At 66.2% G+C, this 21,598-nt stretch carries 19 protein-coding genes; 12 read left to right on the forward strand and 7 right to left on the reverse strand.

Going from position 1 to position 21,598, the window contains the following annotated elements:
* Positions 1–7 precede the first annotated feature (7 nt).
* Entirely contained in the window at positions 8–700 is a 693-nt protein-coding gene (locus TVH25_RS04350) for an AzlC family ABC transporter permease (RefSeq protein ID WP_169622921.1), read from the forward strand.
* On the forward strand, positions 693–1,022 hold the full coding sequence (locus TVH25_RS04355) for a branched-chain amino acid transporter permease (protein WP_422423436.1): 330 nt from the start codon (positions 693–695) through the stop codon (positions 1,020–1,022). The genes TVH25_RS04350 and TVH25_RS04355 overlap by 8 nt, the downstream gene beginning before the upstream one ends.
* Here the strand turns inward: TVH25_RS04355 and TVH25_RS04360 are convergent.
* Together TVH25_RS04360 and aztD are read right to left on the reverse strand one after the other, a co-directional pair.
* A complete protein-coding gene (locus TVH25_RS04360; protein WP_296550373.1) occupies positions 992–2,239 on the reverse strand; it encodes a glycosyltransferase 87 family protein in 1,248 nt (415 codons plus the stop codon). The genes TVH25_RS04355 and TVH25_RS04360 overlap by 31 nt on opposite strands.
* Before the next feature lie 210 nt (positions 2,240–2,449).
* Positions 2,450–3,679 carry a zinc metallochaperone AztD gene (gene aztD / locus TVH25_RS04365; protein ID WP_422423437.1) on the reverse strand — a complete coding sequence of 410 codons (1,230 nt, stop codon included), beginning with the start codon at positions 3,677–3,679 and terminating at the stop codon, positions 2,450–2,452.
* Between the two features lie 126 nt (positions 3,680–3,805).
* Here aztD and TVH25_RS04370 point away from each other — a divergent pair, with 126 nt between their 5' ends.
* On the forward strand, positions 3,806–4,993 hold the full coding sequence (locus TVH25_RS04370; protein WP_422423438.1) for an AAA family ATPase: 1,188 nt from the start codon (positions 3,806–3,808) through the stop codon (positions 4,991–4,993).
* 30 nt (positions 4,994–5,023) lie between these two features.
* Here TVH25_RS04370 and TVH25_RS04375 read toward each other — a convergent pair whose 3' ends face one another.
* From TVH25_RS04375 to TVH25_RS04385, 3 genes are all read right to left on the reverse strand, one after another.
* Positions 5,024–5,701, reverse strand: coding sequence for a nitroreductase (locus TVH25_RS04375; RefSeq protein ID WP_422423439.1), 678 nt, complete (start codon positions 5,699–5,701; stop codon positions 5,024–5,026).
* A 77-nt stretch (positions 5,702–5,778) separates the two neighbouring features.
* On the reverse strand, positions 5,779–6,360 hold the full coding sequence (locus TVH25_RS04380; RefSeq protein ID WP_169652853.1) for an SOUL family heme-binding protein: 582 nt from the start codon (positions 6,358–6,360) through the stop codon (positions 5,779–5,781).
* Between the two features lie 207 nt (positions 6,361–6,567).
* Complete coding sequence (locus tag TVH25_RS04385; protein WP_422423440.1) at positions 6,568–7,527, reverse strand: NAD(P)H-dependent glycerol-3-phosphate dehydrogenase; 960 nt, start codon at positions 7,525–7,527, stop codon at positions 6,568–6,570.
* Between the two features lie 156 nt (positions 7,528–7,683).
* Here TVH25_RS04385 and TVH25_RS04390 point away from each other — a divergent pair, with 156 nt between their 5' ends.
* Both TVH25_RS04390 and TVH25_RS04395 read left to right on the forward strand, forming a co-directional pair.
* Positions 7,684–8,133 carry a helix-turn-helix transcriptional regulator gene (locus TVH25_RS04390; RefSeq protein ID WP_422423441.1) on the forward strand — a complete coding sequence of 150 codons (450 nt, stop codon included), beginning with the start codon at positions 7,684–7,686 and terminating at the stop codon, positions 8,131–8,133.
* Between the two features lie 5 nt (positions 8,134–8,138).
* Positions 8,139–8,549 (forward strand): VOC family protein, encoded by a 411-nt coding sequence (locus tag TVH25_RS04395; RefSeq protein WP_206038849.1) that lies wholly within the window; start codon positions 8,139–8,141, stop codon positions 8,547–8,549.
* 107 nt (positions 8,550–8,656) lie between these two features.
* Here TVH25_RS04395 and TVH25_RS04400 read toward each other — a convergent pair whose 3' ends face one another.
* Positions 8,657–9,256 carry a TetR-like C-terminal domain-containing protein gene (locus tag TVH25_RS04400; protein WP_422423442.1) on the reverse strand — a complete coding sequence of 200 codons (600 nt, stop codon included), beginning with the start codon at positions 9,254–9,256 and terminating at the stop codon, positions 8,657–8,659.
* Between the two features lie 44 nt (positions 9,257–9,300).
* Between TVH25_RS04400 and TVH25_RS04405 the strand changes: the two genes are divergently transcribed.
* The 6 genes from TVH25_RS04405 (at position 9,301) to TVH25_RS04430 (ending at position 18,735) form a co-directional block, all read left to right on the forward strand.
* On the forward strand, positions 9,301–10,437 hold the full coding sequence (locus tag TVH25_RS04405; protein ID WP_358473798.1) for a hypothetical protein: 1,137 nt from the start codon (positions 9,301–9,303) through the stop codon (positions 10,435–10,437).
* Complete coding sequence (locus TVH25_RS04410; RefSeq protein WP_422423443.1) at positions 10,434–11,438, forward strand: TIGR03617 family F420-dependent LLM class oxidoreductase; 1,005 nt, start codon at positions 10,434–10,436, stop codon at positions 11,436–11,438. The genes TVH25_RS04405 and TVH25_RS04410 overlap by 4 nt, the downstream gene beginning before the upstream one ends.
* A complete protein-coding gene (locus TVH25_RS04415; protein ID WP_422423444.1) occupies positions 11,429–13,807 on the forward strand; it encodes a PEP/pyruvate-binding domain-containing protein in 2,379 nt (792 codons plus the stop codon). Before TVH25_RS04410 ends, TVH25_RS04415 begins: the two co-directional genes overlap by 10 nt.
* Positions 13,808–14,033: 226 nt before the next feature.
* A complete protein-coding gene (locus tag TVH25_RS04420; protein ID WP_169622935.1) occupies positions 14,034–16,430 on the forward strand; it encodes an ATP-binding cassette domain-containing protein in 2,397 nt (798 codons plus the stop codon).
* Between the two features lie 153 nt (positions 16,431–16,583).
* On the forward strand, positions 16,584–17,720 hold the full coding sequence (locus TVH25_RS04425; protein WP_422423446.1) for an alkaline phosphatase family protein: 1,137 nt from the start codon (positions 16,584–16,586) through the stop codon (positions 17,718–17,720).
* Between the two features lie 40 nt (positions 17,721–17,760).
* Positions 17,761–18,735 (forward strand): alpha/beta hydrolase, encoded by a 975-nt coding sequence (locus tag TVH25_RS04430; RefSeq protein ID WP_422423447.1) that lies wholly within the window; start codon positions 17,761–17,763, stop codon positions 18,733–18,735.
* A 7-nt stretch (positions 18,736–18,742) separates the two neighbouring features.
* Here TVH25_RS04430 and TVH25_RS04435 read toward each other — a convergent pair whose 3' ends face one another.
* Entirely contained in the window at positions 18,743–19,594 is an 852-nt protein-coding gene (locus tag TVH25_RS04435) for an alpha/beta hydrolase (RefSeq protein WP_422423448.1), read from the reverse strand.
* Between the two features lie 332 nt (positions 19,595–19,926).
* On the opposite strand from TVH25_RS04435, the gene TVH25_RS04440 reads away from it, so the two are divergent.
* Positions 19,927–21,594 (forward strand): ABC-F family ATP-binding cassette domain-containing protein, encoded by a 1,668-nt coding sequence (locus TVH25_RS04440; RefSeq protein WP_296550382.1) that lies wholly within the window; start codon positions 19,927–19,929, stop codon positions 21,592–21,594.
* Positions 21,595–21,598 lie beyond the last annotated feature (4 nt).

Genomic DNA, 21,598 nt, shown 5'->3' on the forward strand with positions numbered 1-21,598 from the left:
GGGAGCCATGCTCAACCCTCGCACCACGCAGATCCGTGCGGGTATCGCCGATTCGTGGGCCGTCGGCCTCGGCCTCGTCCCCCTCGGACTCGCGTTCGGCGTGGTGCTCACGCAGGGCGGGTTCGAGTGGTGGTGGGCGCCGGTCTTCTCCACCGTGATCTACGCGGGGTCGATGGAGTTCCTCGCGATCGGTCTGATCGGCGCCGTGACGCCCCTTGCGTCGATCGCCGCCGCGACGCTGCTGGTCAATTTCCGTCATGTCTTCTACGGACTGTCGTTTCCGCTGCACCGGATCCGCAGTCGTATCGGACGGCTCTACGGCGTCTACGCGCTCACCGACGAGTCGTACGCGATCGTCGCGCCCAAGGCACGCGACGACCTGTCCGGCACCCGGATCCTCACCGTGCAAGTGGTGTGCCAGATCGTGTGGGTCGCGTCGGGCACGGTCGGTGCGCTGATCGGAGCGGTGCTGCCCGCCGGACTGGAGGGTCTCGAGTTCGCCCTCACCGCGTTGTTCGCGGTGCTCGCGATCGATGCGTTCCGTGCGAACCGGGACGTGCCCGCGCCCGTGATCGCACTGGTGTGCGGTCTCGTGGCGATGCTGGTCGCGAAAGAGCAGATGCTGGTGATCGGCCTGACGCTGTTCGTCGCGGCGTTGTTCGTCCGGTTCGTCTACCGGAATGCGACGACTCGTGCCTGACTCGCTGCCGGGTGCCGGATACGTATTCACCGCGTTGTTCGTGATGTTCGCGGTGACTGTGGCGCTGCGCGCGGCGCCTTTCATGGCGTTGTCCGCTTTGCGGGACTCGGCCTTCGTCGGCTTTCTCGGCCGCACGATGCCCGCGGGGGTCATGGTGATCCTGGTGATGTACACACTGCGTGACGTCGGGCAGACGACGTGGCTGCCCGCGACCGTCGGCCTGGCGGGAACCGTCGCGGTGCACGTGTGGCGCCGCAACGCCGCTCTCAGCACGGTGGTGGGGACAGGTCTCTATCTGGTCGCGTCCACCGTGTGGGGCTGAGCCTCCTGCTGCGCCGCCGGTACGTCTTCGGACACTCCGGATTCTTCGGCCAGTGCCGGGCGGCGGCTGCGCGCCGCGATCACCGCGGCGACGAACACCGCGATGGCTGCGAGGCACTGCGACGTGCCGAGTACTTCGAGAAGGAGTTGTTCCACCCATCCTCGCGACGCCGCGTCGCGCAGCAGGTGGTTGGGCCCGGCGAGGAAGACCAGGGTGGCGGGGAGCAGGACGGGCCACCAGGAGCGATACCGGGGTGCGACGAGAAGCGGCACGAGGAACAGCGCGTACACCCAGTGATGGGTGACCGCGATGGGTGCGGCGAGCAGCGACGCGAGGCCGACGAGCGCGAGCGCCACCACGGGTTCGTCCGCGCGGAGGAAGCGGTAGGCGGCCCACGCGGTGGCGGCCACGATCAGCGCGGCGCCGGCCAGCCACAGGGCTTTGCTGAGGCCCTCGGACAAGTCGAATCGCGCGATGAGCCCGGTCAGTGCCTGATTCCGGAAGAATCCGGGGTCGCCCGCACGATCGGTCGCGAAGAATTCCTCGGTCCAGAAGAAGACGGTCGACTCGGGCCGCAGCCAGTAGCCGAACGCGACGGTCGCGATGAACGCGCCGAACGCGCGCGCTACCGACGGCAGATCCCGGCGCAGCAACAGGAGCAGGCCGAATGCTGCCGGAGTGACCTTGATCGCGGCGGCCAGGGCGATACCCACACCGCGGAAGCGCTTGGGGATGACCCCGAGGACGTCGGCGACGACGAGCGCCATCAGCACGATGTTGATCTGGCCGAACGCGAAGTTCGAGCGGAACGGTTCGAGGAAGAGGACGACACCGAGCGTGGCCGACGCGATCAGGCCGGCGTGACCGATGTCCAGGCGACGGTAGATCACCTGCAGCATCCACCACACGAGTGCGATGAGTCCGGCCGTCCACACCACCTGCAGCACGGCGCTGCTCACCAGAGCCATCGGAGCGAAGAGGAAGGCCGCGAACGGTGGGTAGATGAACCGGAACCCGGAATGACTGAAGAAGCCCTCGGTGTAGAGCGGTGTGTGGTGGAGGAAAGCCCAGCCGGCGTCGCGGAATACGTCGAGGTCCATGAGGTATTCGGTGGTCGCGTCACGCATATAGCCCCACACCGCCAGGACCGAGACCACGAGACCCACCGCGATCAACGCGGATTGCACAGGTCGGGAGCGGACTTCGGTCAACAGCACGGGCGGGTACCTCCGGGTCGGAAACAGATGTGGCTACGTTACACAATCGTTGTAATTTCCGTGGAGGGACGAGAAGCATGGTCCCGCAGCCGCTTTGGCATACCCTGTTCGCCGGCTTCTAAATGTGATCTCTCTCACGACTGAGACGTCCGGAGAATATTCAGCGCTCTAGAAATAACGCTAGACAGGCGAATATTCTCCGGACGTGGGTCACGTCCCGCTGATCTCGTTCGGCGTGTGTGGAAGGGAACCGGTGCGAATGTCGCCGGAGGAGAGGTCCACCGCGTGGAGCGAGTCGGTCGCGGGATCGGTGACGAACGCGGTGCGTCCGCTCACCGAGAGCGCCGGTCGCGGCGTCTGCCAGTCCTCGGGTTCGGTCCACTGTGCGAGGACGTCCATGCGGCGGATCGTCTCCCCCGATTCCGGATCGAGCACGTGGAGGGCTCCGTCGGTGCCCAGTACGACCGCTTCACCGTCGGGGCCGCGGCCGAGCGAGCGGAAGGTGTAACTCGTGCCCAGGTCCACCAGCCGGATCTCGGCGGTACGGGTGTCTACGAGCGCAACGGTTTCGGGCCGTTCGAGGTCTGCATCCGGATCGGTCTTGTAGTCGCCCAGTACGACGGGGGAGGCCGGAGATCCGGCCTGGTTGCCGATACGGCCGTAGTCGTCAGGGCTCGTGGCTTTGGTAAAAGTGCCGTTACGGTAGATCATCATGCCGTCCTGGCACCCGAAGACGATGGTCTCGCCCTCCGCTACGGCTTCGCCGTGTACGCCGGGGCATTCTTCGGTGCGGGCAATCTCGCGCCTGCTCGAATCGAGAAGTGCTATGCCCGTGCGAGAATCACTGTCTCCGAGCGTGACGAGAAGCGATCCGTCCGCGAGTGCGACCGCGACCCCGTGGTGTGCGTGTGGGGCGGTGTAGGACTCGGAGTCGGTAACGCCTTCTGTAGCAGCGAGACCGGAAGGATCGATCAACTCGGCCCGTCCGGTGGCGTCGTCGAACAGTGCTGTCGTACCCCCGTGGGCGACAACGTGTCCCGGTTTCCCGGCGGGGAAGACCGTCTCGGTGAGCGCGGCAGGGCCGGAGTAGTGGTGGCGGTGGTCGCCGTGGCGCTCCGACCAACTGCCGGTATCGAGCGCCCGGAACCCGCCCTCCGTGGAGATCATGACGTGGCGGCCGTCGCCTGCGGGGGCGAGCCGGGTGAATCCGCCGAGCGGGACGTCGTCCACCACGGTCAAGTTCGTTTCGTCGACGATCAGGACCCCGCCGTCGTAGGTGAGCGCGAGACGCGGTTCGGCGGCGGAGACCTCGGCCGGGGCCTGCTCGGGTCCGCTGCCGGGCTCCTGCGCAGGAGCGGGGGCAGGCGCCGAGCATCCGGCGGCCAGTGCGGCGGAGAGCGCGACCGTGAGCGCGATTCCGCGCGGAGAGGGAGTTTTCATGGGTACAGAAATATCCCGTAATGAAAATGGATGTCAAAGTCGGTTATGCGTACATCTGCATTCGGCTCTCTACGACACGCGCTAGAGCAACCCAGAAACAGCTGCGCAGCTCGTTACCATCGACCGATGGATCCGGTCCGCAACCCGTACGCCCCCGGCGCGGGGCAGCGCCCGCCCGAACTCGCCGGCCGAGAGAAGCAACTCGCGGCGTTCGACGTCGTTCTCGAGCGCATCTCCCGCGGCCGGCCCGAACGCAGCGTCGTGCTCACCGGTCTGCGCGGTGTCGGGAAAACCGTTCTGCTCAATCACCTGCGCTCCGCTGCCATAGCCAAGAGCTGGGGTACGGGCAAGATCGAGGCGCGCCCGGACCAGGGTTTGCGACGCCCGCTGTCGTCTGCCCTGCACATGGCGGTGCGTGAGATCGCGGCCGCACATCCGGATCCCGAATCCGTCGACCACTTCCTCGGTGTACTCAAATCTTTCGCTTTGCGCGCCACAGCGGACAAAGGGATGCGCGAACGCTGGCAGCCCGGAATCGACGCACCGGCGGTGAAAGGTCGCGCCGATTCCGGTGACATCGAGATCGACCTGGTCGAACTGCTCGTGGACGCCGCCGGCCTCGCTCGGGACGTCGGGGTGGGAATCGCCTTGTTCATCGACGAGATGCAAGACCTCGGTCCGGACGACGTGTCGGCGATCTGCGGTGCGTGCCACGAATTGAGTCAGGACACCGCTCCGCTGATCGTCGTGGGAGCCGGACTGCCGCACCTGCCGGCCGTGTTGTCCGCGTCCAAGTCGTACTCCGAACGATTGTTCACCTACCACCGGATCGGCCGCCTCGACCGGGATGCCGCCGATCACGCACTCATTGCGCCCGCCCAGCGGGAAGACGTCGAATTCAACAGGGACGCACTGGATCTGTTGTACGAAACGGCAGACGGTTATCCGTATTTCGTCCAGGCATACGGGAAAGCCACCTGGGATCTGGCCGCGGACAGCCCGATCACCGCAGCGGACGTACGGGTCGCGGCCCCCACCGCGGAAGAAGAACTGGCCGTAGGGTTTTTCGGTTCGCGGTACGAGCGGGCCACTCCGGCCGAGCGTGAATACATGCGGGCCATGGCGGACCTGTCGGGCGACGACGGACCCATCGCAACGTCCAAGATCGCCGCCGAACTCGGCCGCAAGCCGGCCTCACTGTCTCCCGCACGCGACGGATTGATCAAGAAAGGCCTGATCTATTCCGCCGAAAGAGGTTTCATCGGTTTCACGGTGCCGCACTTCGGACGGTATCTCCGCAGTCAAACCGACTGAGCCGGACCCGGACCGCGACACCTCCTCGGGCTATTCGTCCACCCACTCGACAGTCGCCTCGAGGGTGGCGCGATCGGTGCGGCAGGTATTGGCCGGGTGTGCTTCGTCGGCGTACCCGAACGACACCGCGCACACGATGTCGCGGTCGTCGCCGATGCCCAATTCGCGGTGTAATGCCGCCGATGCCATCGGCACCGCGGCTTGCGGTACCGCAGCGATCCCGAGCGACTCCGCGGCGAGAAGCAGATTCGACACGTAACCACCGCAGTCGACGGCGCCGTACACACCGAGCGCCTTGTCGGTGCTGACGACGGCCACGTGGGGCGCCCCGAAGAACCGGAAGTTCTCGAGCATCTGCTCGCCGCGTCGCGCGTAGTCGTCGCGGGCGATCCCCAGCGCGTTGTAGAGCGCATACCCGGCGTTGCGCCGGCGCTCGGCGTACTCCCCGCGATACTCGGCGGGACCCGGGATGTCCGGATCCATGGCTCCCGACGCGGCCTGCGTGTACACCGCGTCCCGCAACCGATCGGTCGCGGTGCCGCTGGTGAGGTGGACGCGCCAGGGTTGCGAGTTGCACCACGATGCCGTCCGCTGAGCCATCCCGAGCATCCGCTCGATGTCGTCGCGCGGGACCTGCTTGGACAGAAAGGCGCGGCAGCTGTAGCGGGAGTCGAGAAGGTTCGACAACACGTCGGCAGAACTCGTCATTCGATCACCTTCGCATACCGGCCGGGCCGCGGTACCCGACGGTATCTTCCGCCTCGCGCGGATCGGCCTCTCGTGGATCAGCGAGCAGCGACCGGGACCGCCACCTCGTTGCGACGCCGAAACGGAACCGTCCAGGGCGGGTCGTAGAACCATGCCACCGGTGGGCCGGTAGCGAGCCACTCCGTCGCCTCCAGCGTTCTCAGCAACTCGGCGGTGCGCTCCGCCACCGCGGCGCGGCTGCGGTCGCCGCTGAACTGCAGCACCGCCATCGTCTCGTCGTGGATCTCGACGAGTTCCACGGACCGGTCCTCGGGGTCGGGCAGGTCCTCCATGGCCCACTTCGCCGGCATGAAGAACCGGATGACCGACGAGTCGTCCGAGGCTCCGGCCTGGGATACGGGCGCGGTCATCGCGATCGTCGACTTGCCTCTGTTCGAGCCGAAGATGTAGCCGGCCAGACGCCGGAATCCCACGTCGCGGGCACGTTCCTCGTCGCCGTGCACCGTGGTCTCGGCAGCGATACGACGGCCGTACCTGCGGACTTCGAGCCCGTGAGTCGTCGCCTGGACTTCGTACCGCGGTTCCTCGGTGCCGGTGCGGATCCCGACCGCCGAGCCGACGCCCTTCGCCGCGCCGGTCACCATGTTCACCACTCGCATATCGGTCTCCCGTCGGAGTGTTCCGCCTCAGACCTCCACGGTAGGCGCGGTGGTCATCCCGGTGGGCCGTTCATCTCGACGAGAAACTTGCGGCGCCCGGTCGTCTCGGCGGGTGTACCGCTTTCTAGTGCAATTCCGAGACTGCCGGATAATCGCCGATCAGACGACATCCTCCTCGTCGCCGGGTGTGACCCGGCGCAGCCCGCGCTACGCGTCCGCGGGCCGGCGGTGCCCTCCGCCCCCCGCCGCGACCTCTGCCGCGATGGGCATCTGGATTCCGGCCTCGCGAGCCAACTCCATGACGGTGGGCGCCGTCTTCACTCCCTCGGCGACCTGCCCGAGTTCGGCGACCGCCTCCTCGACGCTGAGCCCGCGCGCCAGCGCTTCGCCGAGCCTCCGGTTGCGGGAGGCCGGACTGGTACACGTGGCGATCAGATCCCCCATACCGGTGAGGCCGGCGAACGTCCGGGCGTTGGCGCCCATCGCTTCCCCGAGGCGCGTCATCTCGGCGAGACCGCGCGACAGGACCATCGCGCGCGTGTTGTCACCGACGCGCAGTCCCTCCGCCATGCCCGCGGCGATGGCGACGATGTTCTTGAGGATTCCGCCGAGTTCGCAGCCGAGGACGTCGGTGTTGCGATAGACCCGGAACAGCGTGGATGCGAACAGGGGCTGGAGAGCCGTGCCGACGGAGTCGTCCTGCATCGCCACGACCGAGGCGGCAGCCTTGCCGTCCGCAATTTCGCTCGCGATGTTCGGACCGGAAAGCAACCCGACGGGATGGCCGGGGAGGCACGCGCTGATCACCTGCGTAGGCCGCAACCGCGTCCCGGGTTCCAGCCCTTTCGCAAGAGAAACGATCGGTACCCACGCTCGGAGTTCGTGGACGAGCGGCTCGAGTGTCGAGCGCACAGCGTACGACGGCACCCCCACGACGAGCACGTCCGCTTCGTGGGCGGCCTCGTCGATGTCCGCGGTGGCACGCAGGGTGTCCGGAAGTTTCCGGTCGCCCAGGTAGCGGTGGTTGCGGTGATCGACGTTGATCTCGTCGGCGGTTTCCTTGTTCCGCGACCACAAGAGCGTCGGCGTGTTCTTCGCGGCGAGACCGGCGACGGTCGTGCCCCACGAACCCGAGCCGAGAACGACTACGCGAACCGGACGTGCCATCGGTGAATTCCTCTCGTCCAGATACGGGCGTACCGGTCAGACTGTCATGCCGTGGCGCCTCTCGGTTGTTGTTCCCGGACGCAGACGAGACGAACCACCTCGACGCGATTTTTCCGGCCGTGGTCCCGACGGTGCGGGACGTGGCAGGATATCCCCGTGACCGGGAAACCCGACACAGCACAGCGTCTGCGCGACCTCGCGCTGTTGCGGCGGGTTCGTGATCGGATCGACCGCGAATACGCACAACCTCTGGACGTGGAGGCCTTGGCCCGCGGGGTGAACATCTCTGCCGGGCACCTCAGCAGGCAATTCCGGATCGCCTACGGTGAATCGCCGTACTCGTATCTCATGACCCGTCGTATCGAGCGCGCGATGGCTCTGCTCCGTCGTGGCGATCGCACCGTCACCGAGGTCTGTTTCGAGGTGGGCTGTTCTTCTCTGGGGACCTTCAGTACGCGCTTCACCGAATTGGTCGGTGTCCCTCCGAGCACCTACCGGCGGGAAGCGGCACTCGCGACGGACGGCATGCCGTCGTGCGTGGCCAAACAGGTCACACGACCGATCAGAAATCGAGAAGCATCGGCGGCCGCATCCGACTTACGGTGATCGTCATGGACATCAACATTCATCACACCTTCCTTCCCCACTCGGATCCGGACGCTTCGCTGGCGTTCTATCGCGACACTCTCGGCTTCGAGGTTCGTAACGACGTCGGCTACGGCGGGATGCGGTGGATCACGGTCGGCTCCGCCGACGGCACCGGTCCCTCCGTCGTCCTGTACCCGCCCACCGCCGACCCCGGAATCACCGAAGACGAGGGCCGCACCATCGCCGAGATGATGGCGAAAGGAACCTTCGCCTCGATCATCTTGTCCACCGCAGATCTCGACGGGACCTTCGCGCGTCTGCAGGACGGCGACACGGAGATCGTGCAAGAGCCGATGGACCAGCCGTACGGGGTTCGTGACTGTGCCCTCCGCGACCCCGCCGGCAACATGGTTCGCATCCAGGAATCGAGCTGACACGCCGGCAATCCCGGTGGCAAAGTCGTCGAACCCGAACCCGAACTCCGCGCAGCGTACGGCAGTAAGGATGCGGACTTGATTCGCTGATACGGCGAGTGGTTCCGTCACGCGGGGGGCCAGCGGCCGGTGATCATCTCGGTCAACTCGTTCACCCAGGTGTCGTCGAGGGCGGCGTCCCGGCGGATCAAGATACGGAAAATCGCGGTCCCCGCGACCACCTCCACGAGCATGGGTAGTTGGTCGTCGTCGCGACGCTCCTGACCGAAGCGAGACTCGAATGCGGTCAGATTCCCGGCCAATCGCGCGATCATCATGTTGTGCAATTCCGGGTCGGCAACGGTGTCGGCGATCAGACCCGGCAATGCCGCTCGCACCTCGGGGCGGTCGAAGATGACCCGGATCGTCTCGACCAGAACCCTGATCTCGTTGCGGATATCTCCCGAATCGTCCGGCATGGTAATCGTTTCGGCAGAAAGCACTGCCTCGTGGACAAGTTGCGCCTTGCCCGACCATCGCCGGTAGATGGCAGCGGTGGTGGTCCCGGCGCGCGCGGCGATCGCCGACAACGACAACGCGGAATAGCCCGTCTCGAGAATCAATTCGCGGGTGGCGGCAATGATCGAGGCATCGATCCTGCTGTCGCGCGGCCGTCCCGGCGACGGCTGCGCAGACCTCTTGCCATCCTTTGGGCTTTCTGCTGTCATGACTGCATCATATTTCCAATACGATCTGCATCGTATTTGAGGGAGTGCCTGTGAACTTGAGCCCGCTCGACGAGTTTCCGATCCATCAGGCACCTGCGCCGTTGACGTGGCCGACCACGTCCGATCGAAACTTCTACGACCGGTCGTATTTCAACGTGCTCGATCGGGAGGGCCGCTTCATGGCGCTCACCGGAGTCGGCTACTACCCGCGCCTCGGCGTGAAAGACGCCTACTTCGTCGTCCGCCGCGGCGATATGCAGACCGCGCTTCACCTCAGTGACGCCATCGACGACGACCGCCTTCACCAGAACGTCAACGGCTACTGTCTCGAAGTCGTCGAGCCACTGCAGCAGCTGCACCTGACACTGGCGCAAACCGAGGGTATTTCCGCAGACCTCACCTGGCGCGGGCTGTTTCCTGCTGCGCTGGAGAAGCCGCACGAGATGCTCACCGAGCGGCGAGTGACCTTGCAGGCGTGTCGCTTCGCCCAGGTCGGGTCCTGGGAGGGGTGGATCGACGTCGACGGCGAACGGCTCGAAGTCGGTCATGACACCAGCGTGGCGAGCCGTGACCGATCGTGGGGGATCAGACCTGTCGGTGAGGCCGAGCCAGTCGGTCGGCCAGACGCTTCGTTCGCCGGAATGTGGTGGCTCTACCTACCTCTGGCCTTCGACGACTATCAACTCTTCTTGATCCTGCAAGAGGATTCCGACGGCCACCGCAGCCTCTACGACTGCACGCGCCGCTGGCGGGACGGGCGCGTCGAACAACTCGACGGAGTGCGCGCCACCATCGACTACCGGACCGGAACCAGGATTCCCCGGGGCGCCCACGTCGAGTTCATGAACCGTGCAGGGGACCGAATTCAGCTGGATGTCGAATCGAAGTTGTTCGCGCCTATTGCTTTCGGGTCGGGGTACGGGGGCGACTCCTCGTGGGCACACGGCAGCTGGAAGGGCGGCCCCTTCGCCGAACGCGTCAGCTTCGACCTCACGGACCCGGAGGTGATGGCCCGAGCGCCCTTCAGTCTCATCGACCACGTCGGCAAAGCTGTGTGCACCGAAGCCGACGGGACGGTCCGCGAAGGTGCGGGCTTGTTCGAGCACGGTGTGATCGGCCCGCACCACCCGTCGGGCTTCTCCGACTGGACAGACGTCGCGGATCAGGCGCCGCTTCAGTGAAGATCATGACAGCCCTGTTCGGGCCCACGGATGCGGTCGAGCGCGCGCAAGTGCTCCAGGAAGCCGGTGCATCCGGTGTCTTCACCTTCGAGGGACCGTTCGACGTGTTCACGCCTCTGGTGTTGGCGTCGTCGGTCAAGGGTCTCGACCTGATGTCGAACGTCGCGATCGCATTCCCCCGCAATCCGATTCAACTTGCCCACCAGGCAAACGATCTGCAACTGCTCAGCGAGGGGCGCTTCATCCTGGGTCTGGGCACACAGGTGCGGGCGCAGATCGAGAAGCGCTACGGCACACAGTTCGATCATCCGGTCGCGCGAATGAAGGAATTGGTGGGGGCGTTGCGCGCGATCTTCGCGACGTGGAACGAGGGGGAGCCACTGGACTTCCGCGGTGAGTTCTACCGCCATACCTTGATGACACCGACCTTCGTGCCCGGACCGAACCCGTTCGGTCCGCCGCCGATCTATCTCGGCGCGCTCGGGCCTCGGCTGACCAAAGCGACCGCAGAAGTGGCCGACGGTCTGTTGGTGATGCCTTTCGGATCGAAGCGGTTCCTGCACGAGACGACGCTGTCGGCCGTTCGCGACGGTCTGGCGGCTGCCGGCCGCAGCGAGGACGACTTCGAGGTGGTGCCCGAGGTCATCGTGTCGGTGGGTACCGGACGGGACGACGACCATGCCTCGACCCGGATGCTGCTGGCGTTCTACGGCTCCACCCCGGCCTACCGGCCGGTGCTCGACGCCCACGGCTGGGGCGATCTGCAACCCGAACTCAACGCAATGTCCAAGCAGGGCCGCTGGCGGGAGATGGCCTCGTTGATCGACGACGACATACTGCACACCATCGCCGCGTGCGGTACCCCGAAAGAGGTCGCCGCGCACATCCGTGATCGCGTCGACGGTGTGTCGGACCGGATTTGCCTGTATCAACCGGGTCCTATCGAGGTCGAGGCGCTCGCCGAAATCGTCGACGCATTGGGGGGATCACCATGCCCCTGAACGCAATCGAATTCGACGAGGTCACCGATGACCGCTACGGCGGCAAAGCGGCCGGACTCGCGCAGTTGCGCCGCCTCGGACTTCCGGTACCGGTGGGATTCGTCATTGCTGATGCTACCGAGTGGGTCAGCACCGATGATGCGGGGGAATGTTTCTCGCGCATGGCCGCAGTCGGTGCTGTACCAGTGGCTGTCAGGTCCTCGGCAGTCGGGGAAGACGGCGACGACCAGTCGTTCGCCGGACAATACGACACCGTGCTCGGCGTGAACTCCGTCGATGACTTCGCCGCGGCCGTGCAGAGGTGCGCCGCCTCCGTGCGTTCGCGACGCGCCGCGGCCTACAGCGGCCAACCCACGGCCACCATGCATCTGGTGGTGCAGCAGATGGTGGACGCGCGCGCCGCCGGGGTTGTGTTCACCGCCGATCCGGCGACCGGCCGGCGCGACCTCACGGTGATCGACGCCGTCGCCGGTCTCGGTGAAGCGCTCGTCGACGGTACGGCGTCCTCAGACCACATCGTCCTAAATTCGGACGGTAACCCGGCCGTCCGCGATGTCGGCGAGGTGCCGGTCCTGTCGCCGGACGAGGTCGCCGATATCAGGTCCGGCGCCCTGCGTGCTGCGCAACATTGGGGCAGGCCGATGGATCTCGAGTGGGCCATCGACCGATCCGGCACACTGTGGTGGCTGCAGGCTCGACCGATCACCACCCTGCCCGGCGATCTGGCCGAGATGGATTCGCCTCTCGCGGGTGCAGACCACGTGTACACGCGCTGCAACATCGGCGAGATGATGCCGGGTGCATTCTGCCCGTTGACCGCATCGGTCTCCGGCTTTGCCATCGACTACGCGATGCAGATGACGCAGGTGGTGGCGCGGGCACAGCAGAGTTACGAGAAGCCATGGCTACAGGTGGGTTACTTCCATGGCCACATGTTTCTGAACCTGACCGAGGGGACAGCTCTGAGCTCCGGACTCCTGGGCAATTCGTTGGAGCAGTTCTCCACCTCGATCTGCGGGCGGGTGGTTGACGAGCTGAAGCCGAAACCCCCGAAACCTTTTGTGCGCAGGTTGATCAACACGGTCCGGCTCACCACGTATGCGTTGTCCGCCGGCCCCGCGATTCGGCGCCTCGAAGACCAGATCGCCGCGTTTCAGATCCCGACCAGCGACGACCCACGACGCGTGATGGGCCAGTTGGAATCCGGCGTGCAGCAGTATTGCGACATCACGCTGACACATGTGCGGTCGTCATCGCGCGCGGCGGTTGCGGCCAACATTCTCGAAAGTGTTCTGATGAGAAAAGCGGTGAAGAACGGACGAAGCGAGGACGAGGGTCGTGCCGAGGCAACCCGGCTCATGGCCGGAGCCTCCGATGTCGAGAGTGCGATGATGCTCGTGGAGCTCGACTCGGTGGTACGCGCCATAGCCGCCACCGAGGGGGTCGCCGAGCAGTTCTCGGCAGCAGAGCCGGACGCCGCGGTCAACGAGCTGCAGTCCACACGAAGCGCCGCAGGCACAGCGTTGCGACAGTTCTTGACCCGTCACGGTCACCGCGGATACCGCGAGTTGTGCATGCGTGACCCCTCCTGGGCCGAGGATCCTGAAGGCCTGGGCGCGATGATGCAGGTGATGGTCCGTTCGGCGCTCGATCCGACTCGTCGTGAATCGGGAAGCACCCACGTCGAAGCACCAAGATCCTTCCCCATCAGGTTTCTTGCCCGGTTGGCACAGGGCGGCGCACGCGGGCGCGAGGAGACGAAATCGAAGATGGCGCTCATGGCGCATGCGCTCAAATTGGGCTACCGCCACCTCGGTGAGGTGCTGGCCGAGACCGGGCGACTGCCCGACTCGGATCTGGTGTTCTTTTTCGACCGTGCCGAATTGACACGCGTCGTCGGTTCGGACGACATCACCGGTCTCGTGCAGAACGCGCTGAAGCGTCGGGAAGCGCTGGCGTTCCAGAACTCTCTCGAGTTCGACGATGTGTCTGTCGGACGACCGACCCCGCTGATCGCCCGGCCTGCGCCAGGTGTCACCGGTGATGAGATCATCGGCCGACCCGCAAGTCGCGGCACCGTGGAAGGTGTTGTGCGGGTCGCACAATCGATGGGCGATGCGCGCGAGCTGCAGCGGGGAGAGATCCTCGTGACGCCGGTGACCGACGTCGGGTGGACGCCGTACTTCACCGTCATCGCGGCGCTGGTCACCGACATCGGCAGCTCGGTGTCCCACGGCGCTGTGGTGGCCCGCGAATACGGCTTGCCCTGCGTCGTGAACACCTTGGTGGCCACCCGATCGCTCGAGACCGGCGACCGTGTACGCGTGGATGGAGACCGAGGTGTGGTCACCCGTCTCGACCAGTCGTGAATCGGACGCTGAGCGATCACTCACGACCGAGCCCGAGTCACCGGCAACACGAAAGTTGTTGCACCGGGCGGTCATAGGTAAGCATGGCGGCAGCGACCTGGTCTGCCGCTGTGTGCGGCAGGGCGGACCCATGTCGTCGAGGACGAGCAGTCGCGCGGGTTCCCCCGGGTGCACCACACTTTTGCTATACATACGTTAGGCCCTGGTCGAGGACGGATGGAGACCCATGAGCTCTGCCACGCGAAAAAAGCCCGGTTCGTCCCGGACCCACCCCGCCGACAGCCACGACTGGATCCGCGTACACGGCGCACGCGAGAACAATCTTCGGGACATCAGTCTCGAGATCCCGAAACGGCGGTTGACCGTGTTCACGGGTGTCTCGGGCTCCGGAAAGAGTTCGCTGGTGTTCGCCACGATCGCCGCGGAATCGCAGCGGATGATCAACGAGACCTACAGCGCCTTTGTACAGGGCTTCATGCCGACCCTGGCGCGACCCGACGTCGACGTGCTCGAGGGCCTGACCACGGCGATCATCGTCGATCAGGAGCGGATGGGTTCCAACCCTCGTTCCACCGTCGGCACCGCGACCGATGCGAACGCCATGCTGCGCATCCTGTTCAGCCGGCTCGGGAAGCCCCATATCGGCTCGCAGCAGGCGTTCTCCTTCAACGTCGCCTCCATCAGCGGAGCCGGCTCGGTCACCGTGGAGAAGTCCGGAAGAACGGTGAAGGAACGCCGGAGTTTCACCGTCACCGGCGGCATGTGCCCGCGCTGCGAAGGCATGGGCACGGTGTCCGACTTCGACCTGACCGCCCTGTACGACGACAGCAAGTCGCTCGAAGAGGGTGCGCTCACCATCCCGGGTTACACCATGGACGGCTGGTACGGGCGCATATACCGCGGGTGCGGATTCTTCGATCCGAGCAAACCGATCGCGAAGTTCACGAAGAAGCAACTGAACGATCTGCTCTACAAGGAACCCACTCGGATCAAGATCGACGGCATCAACGTGACGTTCGAGGGGCTGATCCCGAAGATCCAGAAGTCGTTCCTGTCCAAGGACCGAGAAGCGATGCAGCCGCACATCCGGGCGTTCGTCGACCGCGCGATCACGTTCCAGACGTGCCCCGAATGCCACGGCACGCGGCTCAACGAAGGAGCCCGATCGTCGAAGATCGACGGCATCAGCATTGCCGACGCCTGTGCGATGCAGATCAGCGATCTCGCCGAGTGGGTTCGCGGGCTCGACGAACCGTCGGTGGCCCCGCTCCTGAAGTCGCTGGGCGACACCCTCGATTCCTTCGTCGGGATCGGCCTGGGATACCTCGCCCTCGACCGCCCCGCGGGCACGCTGTCCGGTGGTGAGGCTCAGCGCACCAAGCTGATTCGTCACCTCGGGTCGTCGCTCACCGATGTCACCTACGTCTTCGACGAACCGACGATCGGCTTGCACCCGCACGACATCGCACGGATGAACGACCTGCTGCTGCAACTGCGCGACAAGGGCAACACCGTACTGGTCGTCGAGCACAAACCGGAGGCGATCGCGATCGCCGACCACGTCGTCGATCTCGGCCCCCGCGCCGGCACAGAAGGCGGCAAGATCGTGTTCGAGGGCACCGTGGAGGAGTTGCGCACGAGCGGCACCCTCACAGGCAAGCACTTCGACGACCGCGCGTCGCTGAAACCGTCCGTCCGTACCTCGACGGGCGCCCTCGAGGTGCGCGGCGCCGACACCCACAACCTCCGCGACGTCGACGTCGACATACCCCTCGGAGTGCTCGTCGTGGTGACCGGCGTTGCCGGATCGGGGAAGAGTTCACTGATCAGCGGGTCGGTCGCTCACCGCGACGGGGTGGTCTCGATCGATCAGGGCGCGATCAAGGGTTCGCGCCGGAGCAACCCGGCGACCTACACCGGACTGCTCGAACCGATCCGTAAGGCGTTCGCCAAGGCGAACGGCGTCAAACCGGGCTTGTTCAGTGCCAATTCCGAAGGGGCATGCCCCAACTGCAACGGTGCCGGAGTCGTGTACTCGGACCTGGCGATGATGGCCGGAGTAGCGGCCCCCTGCGAGGTGTGCGACGGCAAGCGGTTCATGGCGGAGGTGCTCGAGTACAAGTTCGGCGGCAAGGACATCGACGAGGTGCTCACGATGTCGGTCGCGCAGGCCGAGGAGTTCTTCGGTGGTGGCGCGAACGGCTCGTCGCTCCCGGCAGCGCACAAGATTCTCAGGCGTCTCGCGGACGTCGGTCTCGGCTACATCAAGATCGGTCAGCCGCTCACCACACTGTCCGGCGGCGAACGCCAGCGACTCAAGCTCGCGACCCACATGGGCGAAAAGGGCGACGTCTACATCCTGGACGAGCCCACGTCGGGCCTGCACCTCGCCGATGTCGAGAACTTGCTGGGCCTGCTCGACAGGCTCGTGGACTCCGGAAAATCGGTCGTGGTCATCGAGCACCACCAGGCGGTGATGGCCCATGCCGACTGGATCATCGATCTCGGTCCCGGTGCAGGCCACGACGGCGGCCGCATCGTCTTCGAGGGCACACCACGCGAACTCGTCGACGACCGCTCGACGCTCACCGGCAAGCACCTTGCGGAGTACGTCGGTGCGTGAGACCGGCTGCGGCCGTGCGGTTCACTCCTCCTGCCGGAACCGGACTGCGAGTTCGCTGCGTGGGCGGATGCCGAAGTTCGGGTAGACGCGAGTGAGGTGGTCTGCGGGGTCATTGCATCTGCCGCCACGACGACGACAGGACATACTCGGACCATGACTCTCCCGCTGCGCGATATCTACGCCGAGCCCACGCTCGCCGACGTGATCCCGTCGGTACTCGCGTCCGCGGGGGTTCCCGGTGAACGCAACCGCCTCGGCCTCACGGACAGCGCGCACACGGTCGTCCTGCTGGTCGACGGTATGGGATGGGAACTGCTGCGGCGCAACAGGAACACGGCGCCGTATCTCACCGACCTTCCGGGTCGGCCGATCCGTGCAGGATTCCCCACCACGACCGCGGCGAGCATCGCGTCGCTCGGCACCGGATTGCCGTCCGGGCGCCACGGAATCACCGGATACCAGTCGTACGTCGAGGAAGCCGAGACCGCGGTCAACTGGCTGAGCTGGACGGCCGCGGGGACCTCCCTCGATCAACGCGACACGCTCGTGCCCGAACAGGTCCAGCCCCATCCCACGGCCTTCGAACGCGGAGACGCTGCGGGGCTGGCCGTGACGACCGTCGTTCCCAGGGCGTTCGACGGCAGCGGGCTGACCCGGGCAGTCCTGCGTGGTGGCAGATTCGTCGGGGTGTCCGCCTACGGTGACCTGCTGGCGGAGGTCGTCGCGGCCGCACGCGCCGGTGAGCGGAACCTCGTGTACTGCTATCTCTCGGAAGTGGACACGCTCGGACACGTCTACGGGCCCGACTCCCAGGCGTGGCTGGCGCAACTGACCGTCGTGGACCGCTTCGTGGAACAACTCGCCGGCGCTTTGCCGGACGGAACCCGATTGCTCGTCACGGCGGACCACGGCATGGTCGATTCCTCTCGCGGCCGCCGCGTCGATTTCGACCGTCATCCCGGTCTCGAGGAGGACGTCGATGTCGTCGCCGGTGAGCCGCGGTGCCGGCACATTCACACGGGGCGCGTAGACCGGGTCCTCGAACGGTGGGCGAACGAACTCGGCGACGACTTCTGGGTCGGCACCCGCGACGAAGTGCTGTCGGCGGGACTGTTCGGACCCGACCCCGACCCTTCCGTCACCGGCCGCATCGGGGACATCGTCGTGATCGGCCGTGACGAGGCGACCGTGATCCGTTCCCACGGCGAGCGGATGCTCTCCGCGCTGCCCGGCCAGCACGGCGCACTCACCGCTGAAGAACTTCTCGTACCTCTTCTCCAGGTCCGGTAACGCCGCAGCACTCGGGCGGTGTGCCACTTACTGTGTTCTCATGCGCACTTCCGCTCCGGTCACGTGGCACGAACGCACGAGCAGGATCGCATCGATCGTCCTGTGGGTTGCCCGACTTCTGTTCAAGCCCCTGCTCACCCTCTGGCCCAGCAACGATTTCGGGATCGCGGTGCTCGGGCGGCTGTCCTGGCTCGTCGACAAGGTCACTCCGACACCGAGAAATGTCCATGTCACGGAGACCGAGCTGGGCGGTGTCCCGGCGGAGCAGATTATGTCGCCGAAACCCGTGGACGATCCGCTCGAGGACGCCACCATCCTGTACTTCCACGGCGGCGGATTCATCTTCTGCGGACCGTCCACCCACCGGCAACTGTGCGTGCAACTAGCGCTCGAATCGGGTGCACCGGTGTATTCGATGGACTACCGACAGGTTCCGGTCGTGCCTGTTGCGGGATCGGTGCAGGACGCGATGAGCGCGTACGAGGCACTGCTCGGCATCGCGGACGACCCGACGCGCATCATCGTCGGAGGAGACTCCGCCGGTGGGTACCTGGCTGCGAAGGTGGCCGAGATCGCGGCACGTCGCGGGCTTCAGCGGCCGGCGGCGGTCATCGGGTATTCGCCACTGCTGAATCTCGATCTCGGCGATCACGACCGGGCCTACATGGTCAGGGATGCGTATCTGCCGATCAAGGCGCTCGACAAACTACGCCCTCGGTGGATCGGGGAGGACGCGATCGAGGGAGAAATGAACCCGGTCGACGCCGAACCCGCACTGTTTCCGCCGATGTTTCTCTGTGCGGCCGAATACGAACTCACCCGCCCCGACGTCGAGATCATGACGCACCGCCTCGCCGAGGCGGGTCGCGTGGTCGAAACCCACCTGTGGCGCGGGCAGGTCCATGCGTGGCCGGTTCTTGCGCGCGCCTTGCCCGAAGCCCTGGAACTCATCACGCTCAGCATTGCGTTCGCACGCCGCGCCGTCGTGGCGCTGGACGACGGTCGCGCCGCCTGAACGCAGGCTAGTGCTTCGTCGTCTTCAGGAGGCGTGGCTGCAACCATTCGACGAGATCGCCGAGCACACGGTCGTTCTCGGGTTCGTTGAACACCTCGTGGAACAACCCGTCGTACAACTTCGACGTCAGGTCCTCCGATCCGGCATGGTCCACAACCACGCGTGCCCCCGCGGGGTCGGCCAGCGTGTCGGCGGAGCCGTGCAGCACGAGCAGCGGCAACGTCAGGCCGGGCAGACGCTCCGCGACACTCTCCTCGTTGAGCACGAGGACCCGCGCGAGACCGGCGGGCACCAAACCGTGATGCACGAGCGGATCCGCGTCGTATGCGGCGACCACCGCGGGATCGCGCGACACCGCTGCGCTGTCGAGTTTCTGCACCGGTACAGCAGGGAGAATCCGACCGATCAGCTTTCCGAGTTCCACAACGAGCTTCGGCGTGCCGGACGTGACCACGAGCGCCGGTCCGGACAGCACCAGCGCGGTGAGCCGGTCCTGGTGATCGAGCGCGTACGCGAGTGCGATCGCACCGCCCATGGAATGGCCGAGGAGGAACGTCGGCAGGCCGGGATGGGCCGCGGTCGCGATGTCGAACAGTGCGTCGAGGTCGTCGGTGAAGTCGTTCATGGTGCGCGCGTGCAGTCGCTTGCCGCCGGATCGGCCGTGTCCCCGATGGTCCGGTGCGTACACCACGATGCCGAGTTCGGTGAGCCGTTCGGCGACGTGGTCGTAGCGACGGGCATGCTCACCGAGGCCGTGCGCCAGGACGAGCAGCGCGGTGGGTTCACCGTCCGGCGACCACACGTCGTACACGATTCGAGTGCCGTTTCCGCCGGTGAACGAGGACTCGCGGTGCTGCATGGGGTCTCCTGCCGGATGGTCGACGTGGGGCCATCGCATCCTTGCACGTGTGTGGCTCGCGTCTCGGGACCCGCCACGGATGAAACGGAGTTACCGGTCGGGAATCAATCCGATTGACGCCCTGTTGTGCATCGGTACCCTGGATGTCGTGATCCAGGCACTCCTCTTCCACTGACGCCCGCCGGCCCGCCCCTTCCCTCGCCCGCGCGACGGGAATCGGAGAAGCGGGTCGTTGCCTGTGTCCCTCGGCCGCTGACCCGGCCGTTCGTCGGAAACCGAGCGACTCCACCCCACCACAGTGGGGACGAGGTGCCCGGTATGCGGAGGAAAACATGACCACCACAATCACACTGCCTCGCCGTTCGCGCGCGCAACTCGGAGCACTCGACGTCCACATCGCCCGCGGCGGCCACCCCGTCCTGCAAGGCGTCGACCTCGCTGTCTCACCCGGCTCCCGGATCGGCGTGGTCGGTGAGAACGGACAGGGAAAGTCCACGCTGCTGCATATTCTCGCGGGCAGCCTCGAACCCGATTCCGGATCCGTTCGACGATTCGGGTCGCTCGGCGTCGCAGAGCAGGAGATGACCGTCAGCGGCGGTCGTACGGTCGGCGACCTGATCGACACCGAACTCGCCGCGGCCCGTGCAGCCCTGCGCGCGCTGGACGACAGTGCCGTCGGGCTGTCCGAGGGCAGGTCGGCTGCCGCGGAGACCTACGCGAAGGCGCTCGAGGCAGCCGAGCAACTCGAGGCCTGGGACGCCGATCGCCGCGTCGATGCGGCCCTCGAGGCACTCGGTGCTGTGACCGATCGGTCCCGGCTCCTGTCCGAGATGTCCGTGGGGCAGCGCTACCGCGTGCGGCTCGCAGCCCTGCTCGGCGCGGAACACGACTTCCTTCTGCTGGACGAGCCCACCAACCACCTCGACGCCGACGGTCTCGACTACCTCACCGAGCGACTGCAACAGACCCGCAGCGGTCTCGTCCTCGTCAGCCACGACCGGGCCCTGCTGTCCGATGTCGCGACTTCGATCCTCGACCTGAACCCGAGCCGGGACGGGCGCCCCCGCCTCTACGGCGGTGGCTACGCCGGTTATCGCGAGGGACGAAAGGCCGAATACGCGCGATGGGTCGAGGAATACAACCGGCAGGAGGCCGAGCGTGCCCGGCTCACCGGCGAGCTCGAGCACGCCCGGGACAGGCTGATCGACGGCTGGCGACCGGACAAGGGAACGGGAAAACACCAGCGCGCGACCCGCGCTCCCGGCCTGGTTCGATCCGTCCACCGCCGGCAGGACGCGCTCGACGAGCAGGAGATCACGACGCCTGTCCCTCCGCTGCGGTTCACGATGCCCTCACTCGGCGCCGAACTCGACTTGCTCGAGCCCGACGCGCCGCTGATCAGGGCGGAGAAGATCGCGGTCGCGGGCCGGCTCGACCGGCCGGTGTCGCTCGCGGTGCTCGCCGGGTCGCGGCTGATGGTGACGGGACCGAACGGTGCCGGGAAGTCGACACTTCTCGCCGTGCTCGCACAGACGATCGAGCCGACGTCGGGAACGCTGGTCGTGGACCCGGTGGTGAGGGTCGGGCGACTCGCGCAGGAGTCGGCACCGCCGTCCGGCAAGCGGGTACGCGAGGTGTACGACACCCACATCGGACTCCTCACCGCCCACGGTGTGGTGCCCGAGGACCGCACCGTGCCCCTGGAGGATCTCGGTCTGCTCGACGAGCGGGATCTCGACAAGCGGGTGCGGGATCTGTCGATGGGCCAGCAGCGTCGGCTCGACCTGGCGATGATGCTCGCGACCCGGCCCCACGTTCTGCTGCTCGACGAGCCGACGAACCATCTGTCGATCACCCTCGTGGACGAGATGACCGAGGCCCTGGAGGTCACCGACGCCGCTGTGGTGCTCGCGACCCATGACCGCCAGCTTCGCCGGGACGTTGCGGGGTGGAAGCATCTGAACCTCACGGTGAACCGGGCGGACCGCGAGGTCGCGTGACCGG

The sequence above is a fragment of the Rhodococcus sp. 7Tela_A2 genome (assembly GCF_049311045.1).
In the GTDB taxonomy this organism is placed as follows: domain Bacteria; phylum Actinomycetota; class Actinomycetes; order Mycobacteriales; family Mycobacteriaceae; genus Rhodococcus.

Coding starts and splice junctions, on each gene's coding strand:
- TVH25_RS04385 (WP_422423440.1), bottom strand. CDS start 7,527: ATGGCACGTCCGGTTCGCGTAGTCGTTCTCGGCTCGGGTTCGTGGGGC.
- TVH25_RS04430 (WP_422423447.1), top strand. CDS start 17,761: ATGCGCACTTCCGCTCCGGTCACGTGGCACGAACGCACGAGCAGGATC.
- TVH25_RS04375 (WP_422423439.1), bottom strand. CDS start 5,701: ATGACGAGTTCTGCCGACGTGTTGTCGAACCTTCTCGACTCCCGCTAC.
- TVH25_RS04395 (WP_206038849.1), top strand. CDS start 8,139: ATGGACATCAACATTCATCACACCTTCCTTCCCCACTCGGATCCGGAC.
- TVH25_RS04420 (WP_169622935.1), top strand. CDS start 14,034: ATGAGCTCTGCCACGCGAAAAAAGCCCGGTTCGTCCCGGACCCACCCC.
- TVH25_RS04440 (WP_296550382.1), top strand. CDS start 19,927: ATGACCACCACAATCACACTGCCTCGCCGTTCGCGCGCGCAACTCGGA.
- TVH25_RS04435 (WP_422423448.1), bottom strand. CDS start 19,594: ATGCAGCACCGCGAGTCCTCGTTCACCGGCGGAAACGGCACTCGAATC.
- TVH25_RS04370 (WP_422423438.1), top strand. CDS start 3,806: ATGGATCCGGTCCGCAACCCGTACGCCCCCGGCGCGGGGCAGCGCCCG.
- TVH25_RS04425 (WP_422423446.1), top strand. CDS start 16,584: ATGACTCTCCCGCTGCGCGATATCTACGCCGAGCCCACGCTCGCCGAC.
- TVH25_RS04380 (WP_169652853.1), bottom strand. CDS start 6,360: ATGCGAGTGGTGAACATGGTGACCGGCGCGGCGAAGGGCGTCGGCTCG.
- TVH25_RS04415 (WP_422423444.1), top strand. CDS start 11,429: ATGCCCCTGAACGCAATCGAATTCGACGAGGTCACCGATGACCGCTAC.
- aztD (WP_422423437.1), bottom strand. CDS start 3,679: ATGAAAACTCCCTCTCCGCGCGGAATCGCGCTCACGGTCGCGCTCTCC.
- TVH25_RS04400 (WP_422423442.1), bottom strand. CDS start 9,256: ATGACAGCAGAAAGCCCAAAGGATGGCAAGAGGTCTGCGCAGCCGTCG.
- TVH25_RS04350 (WP_169622921.1), top strand. CDS start 8: ATGCTCAACCCTCGCACCACGCAGATCCGTGCGGGTATCGCCGATTCG.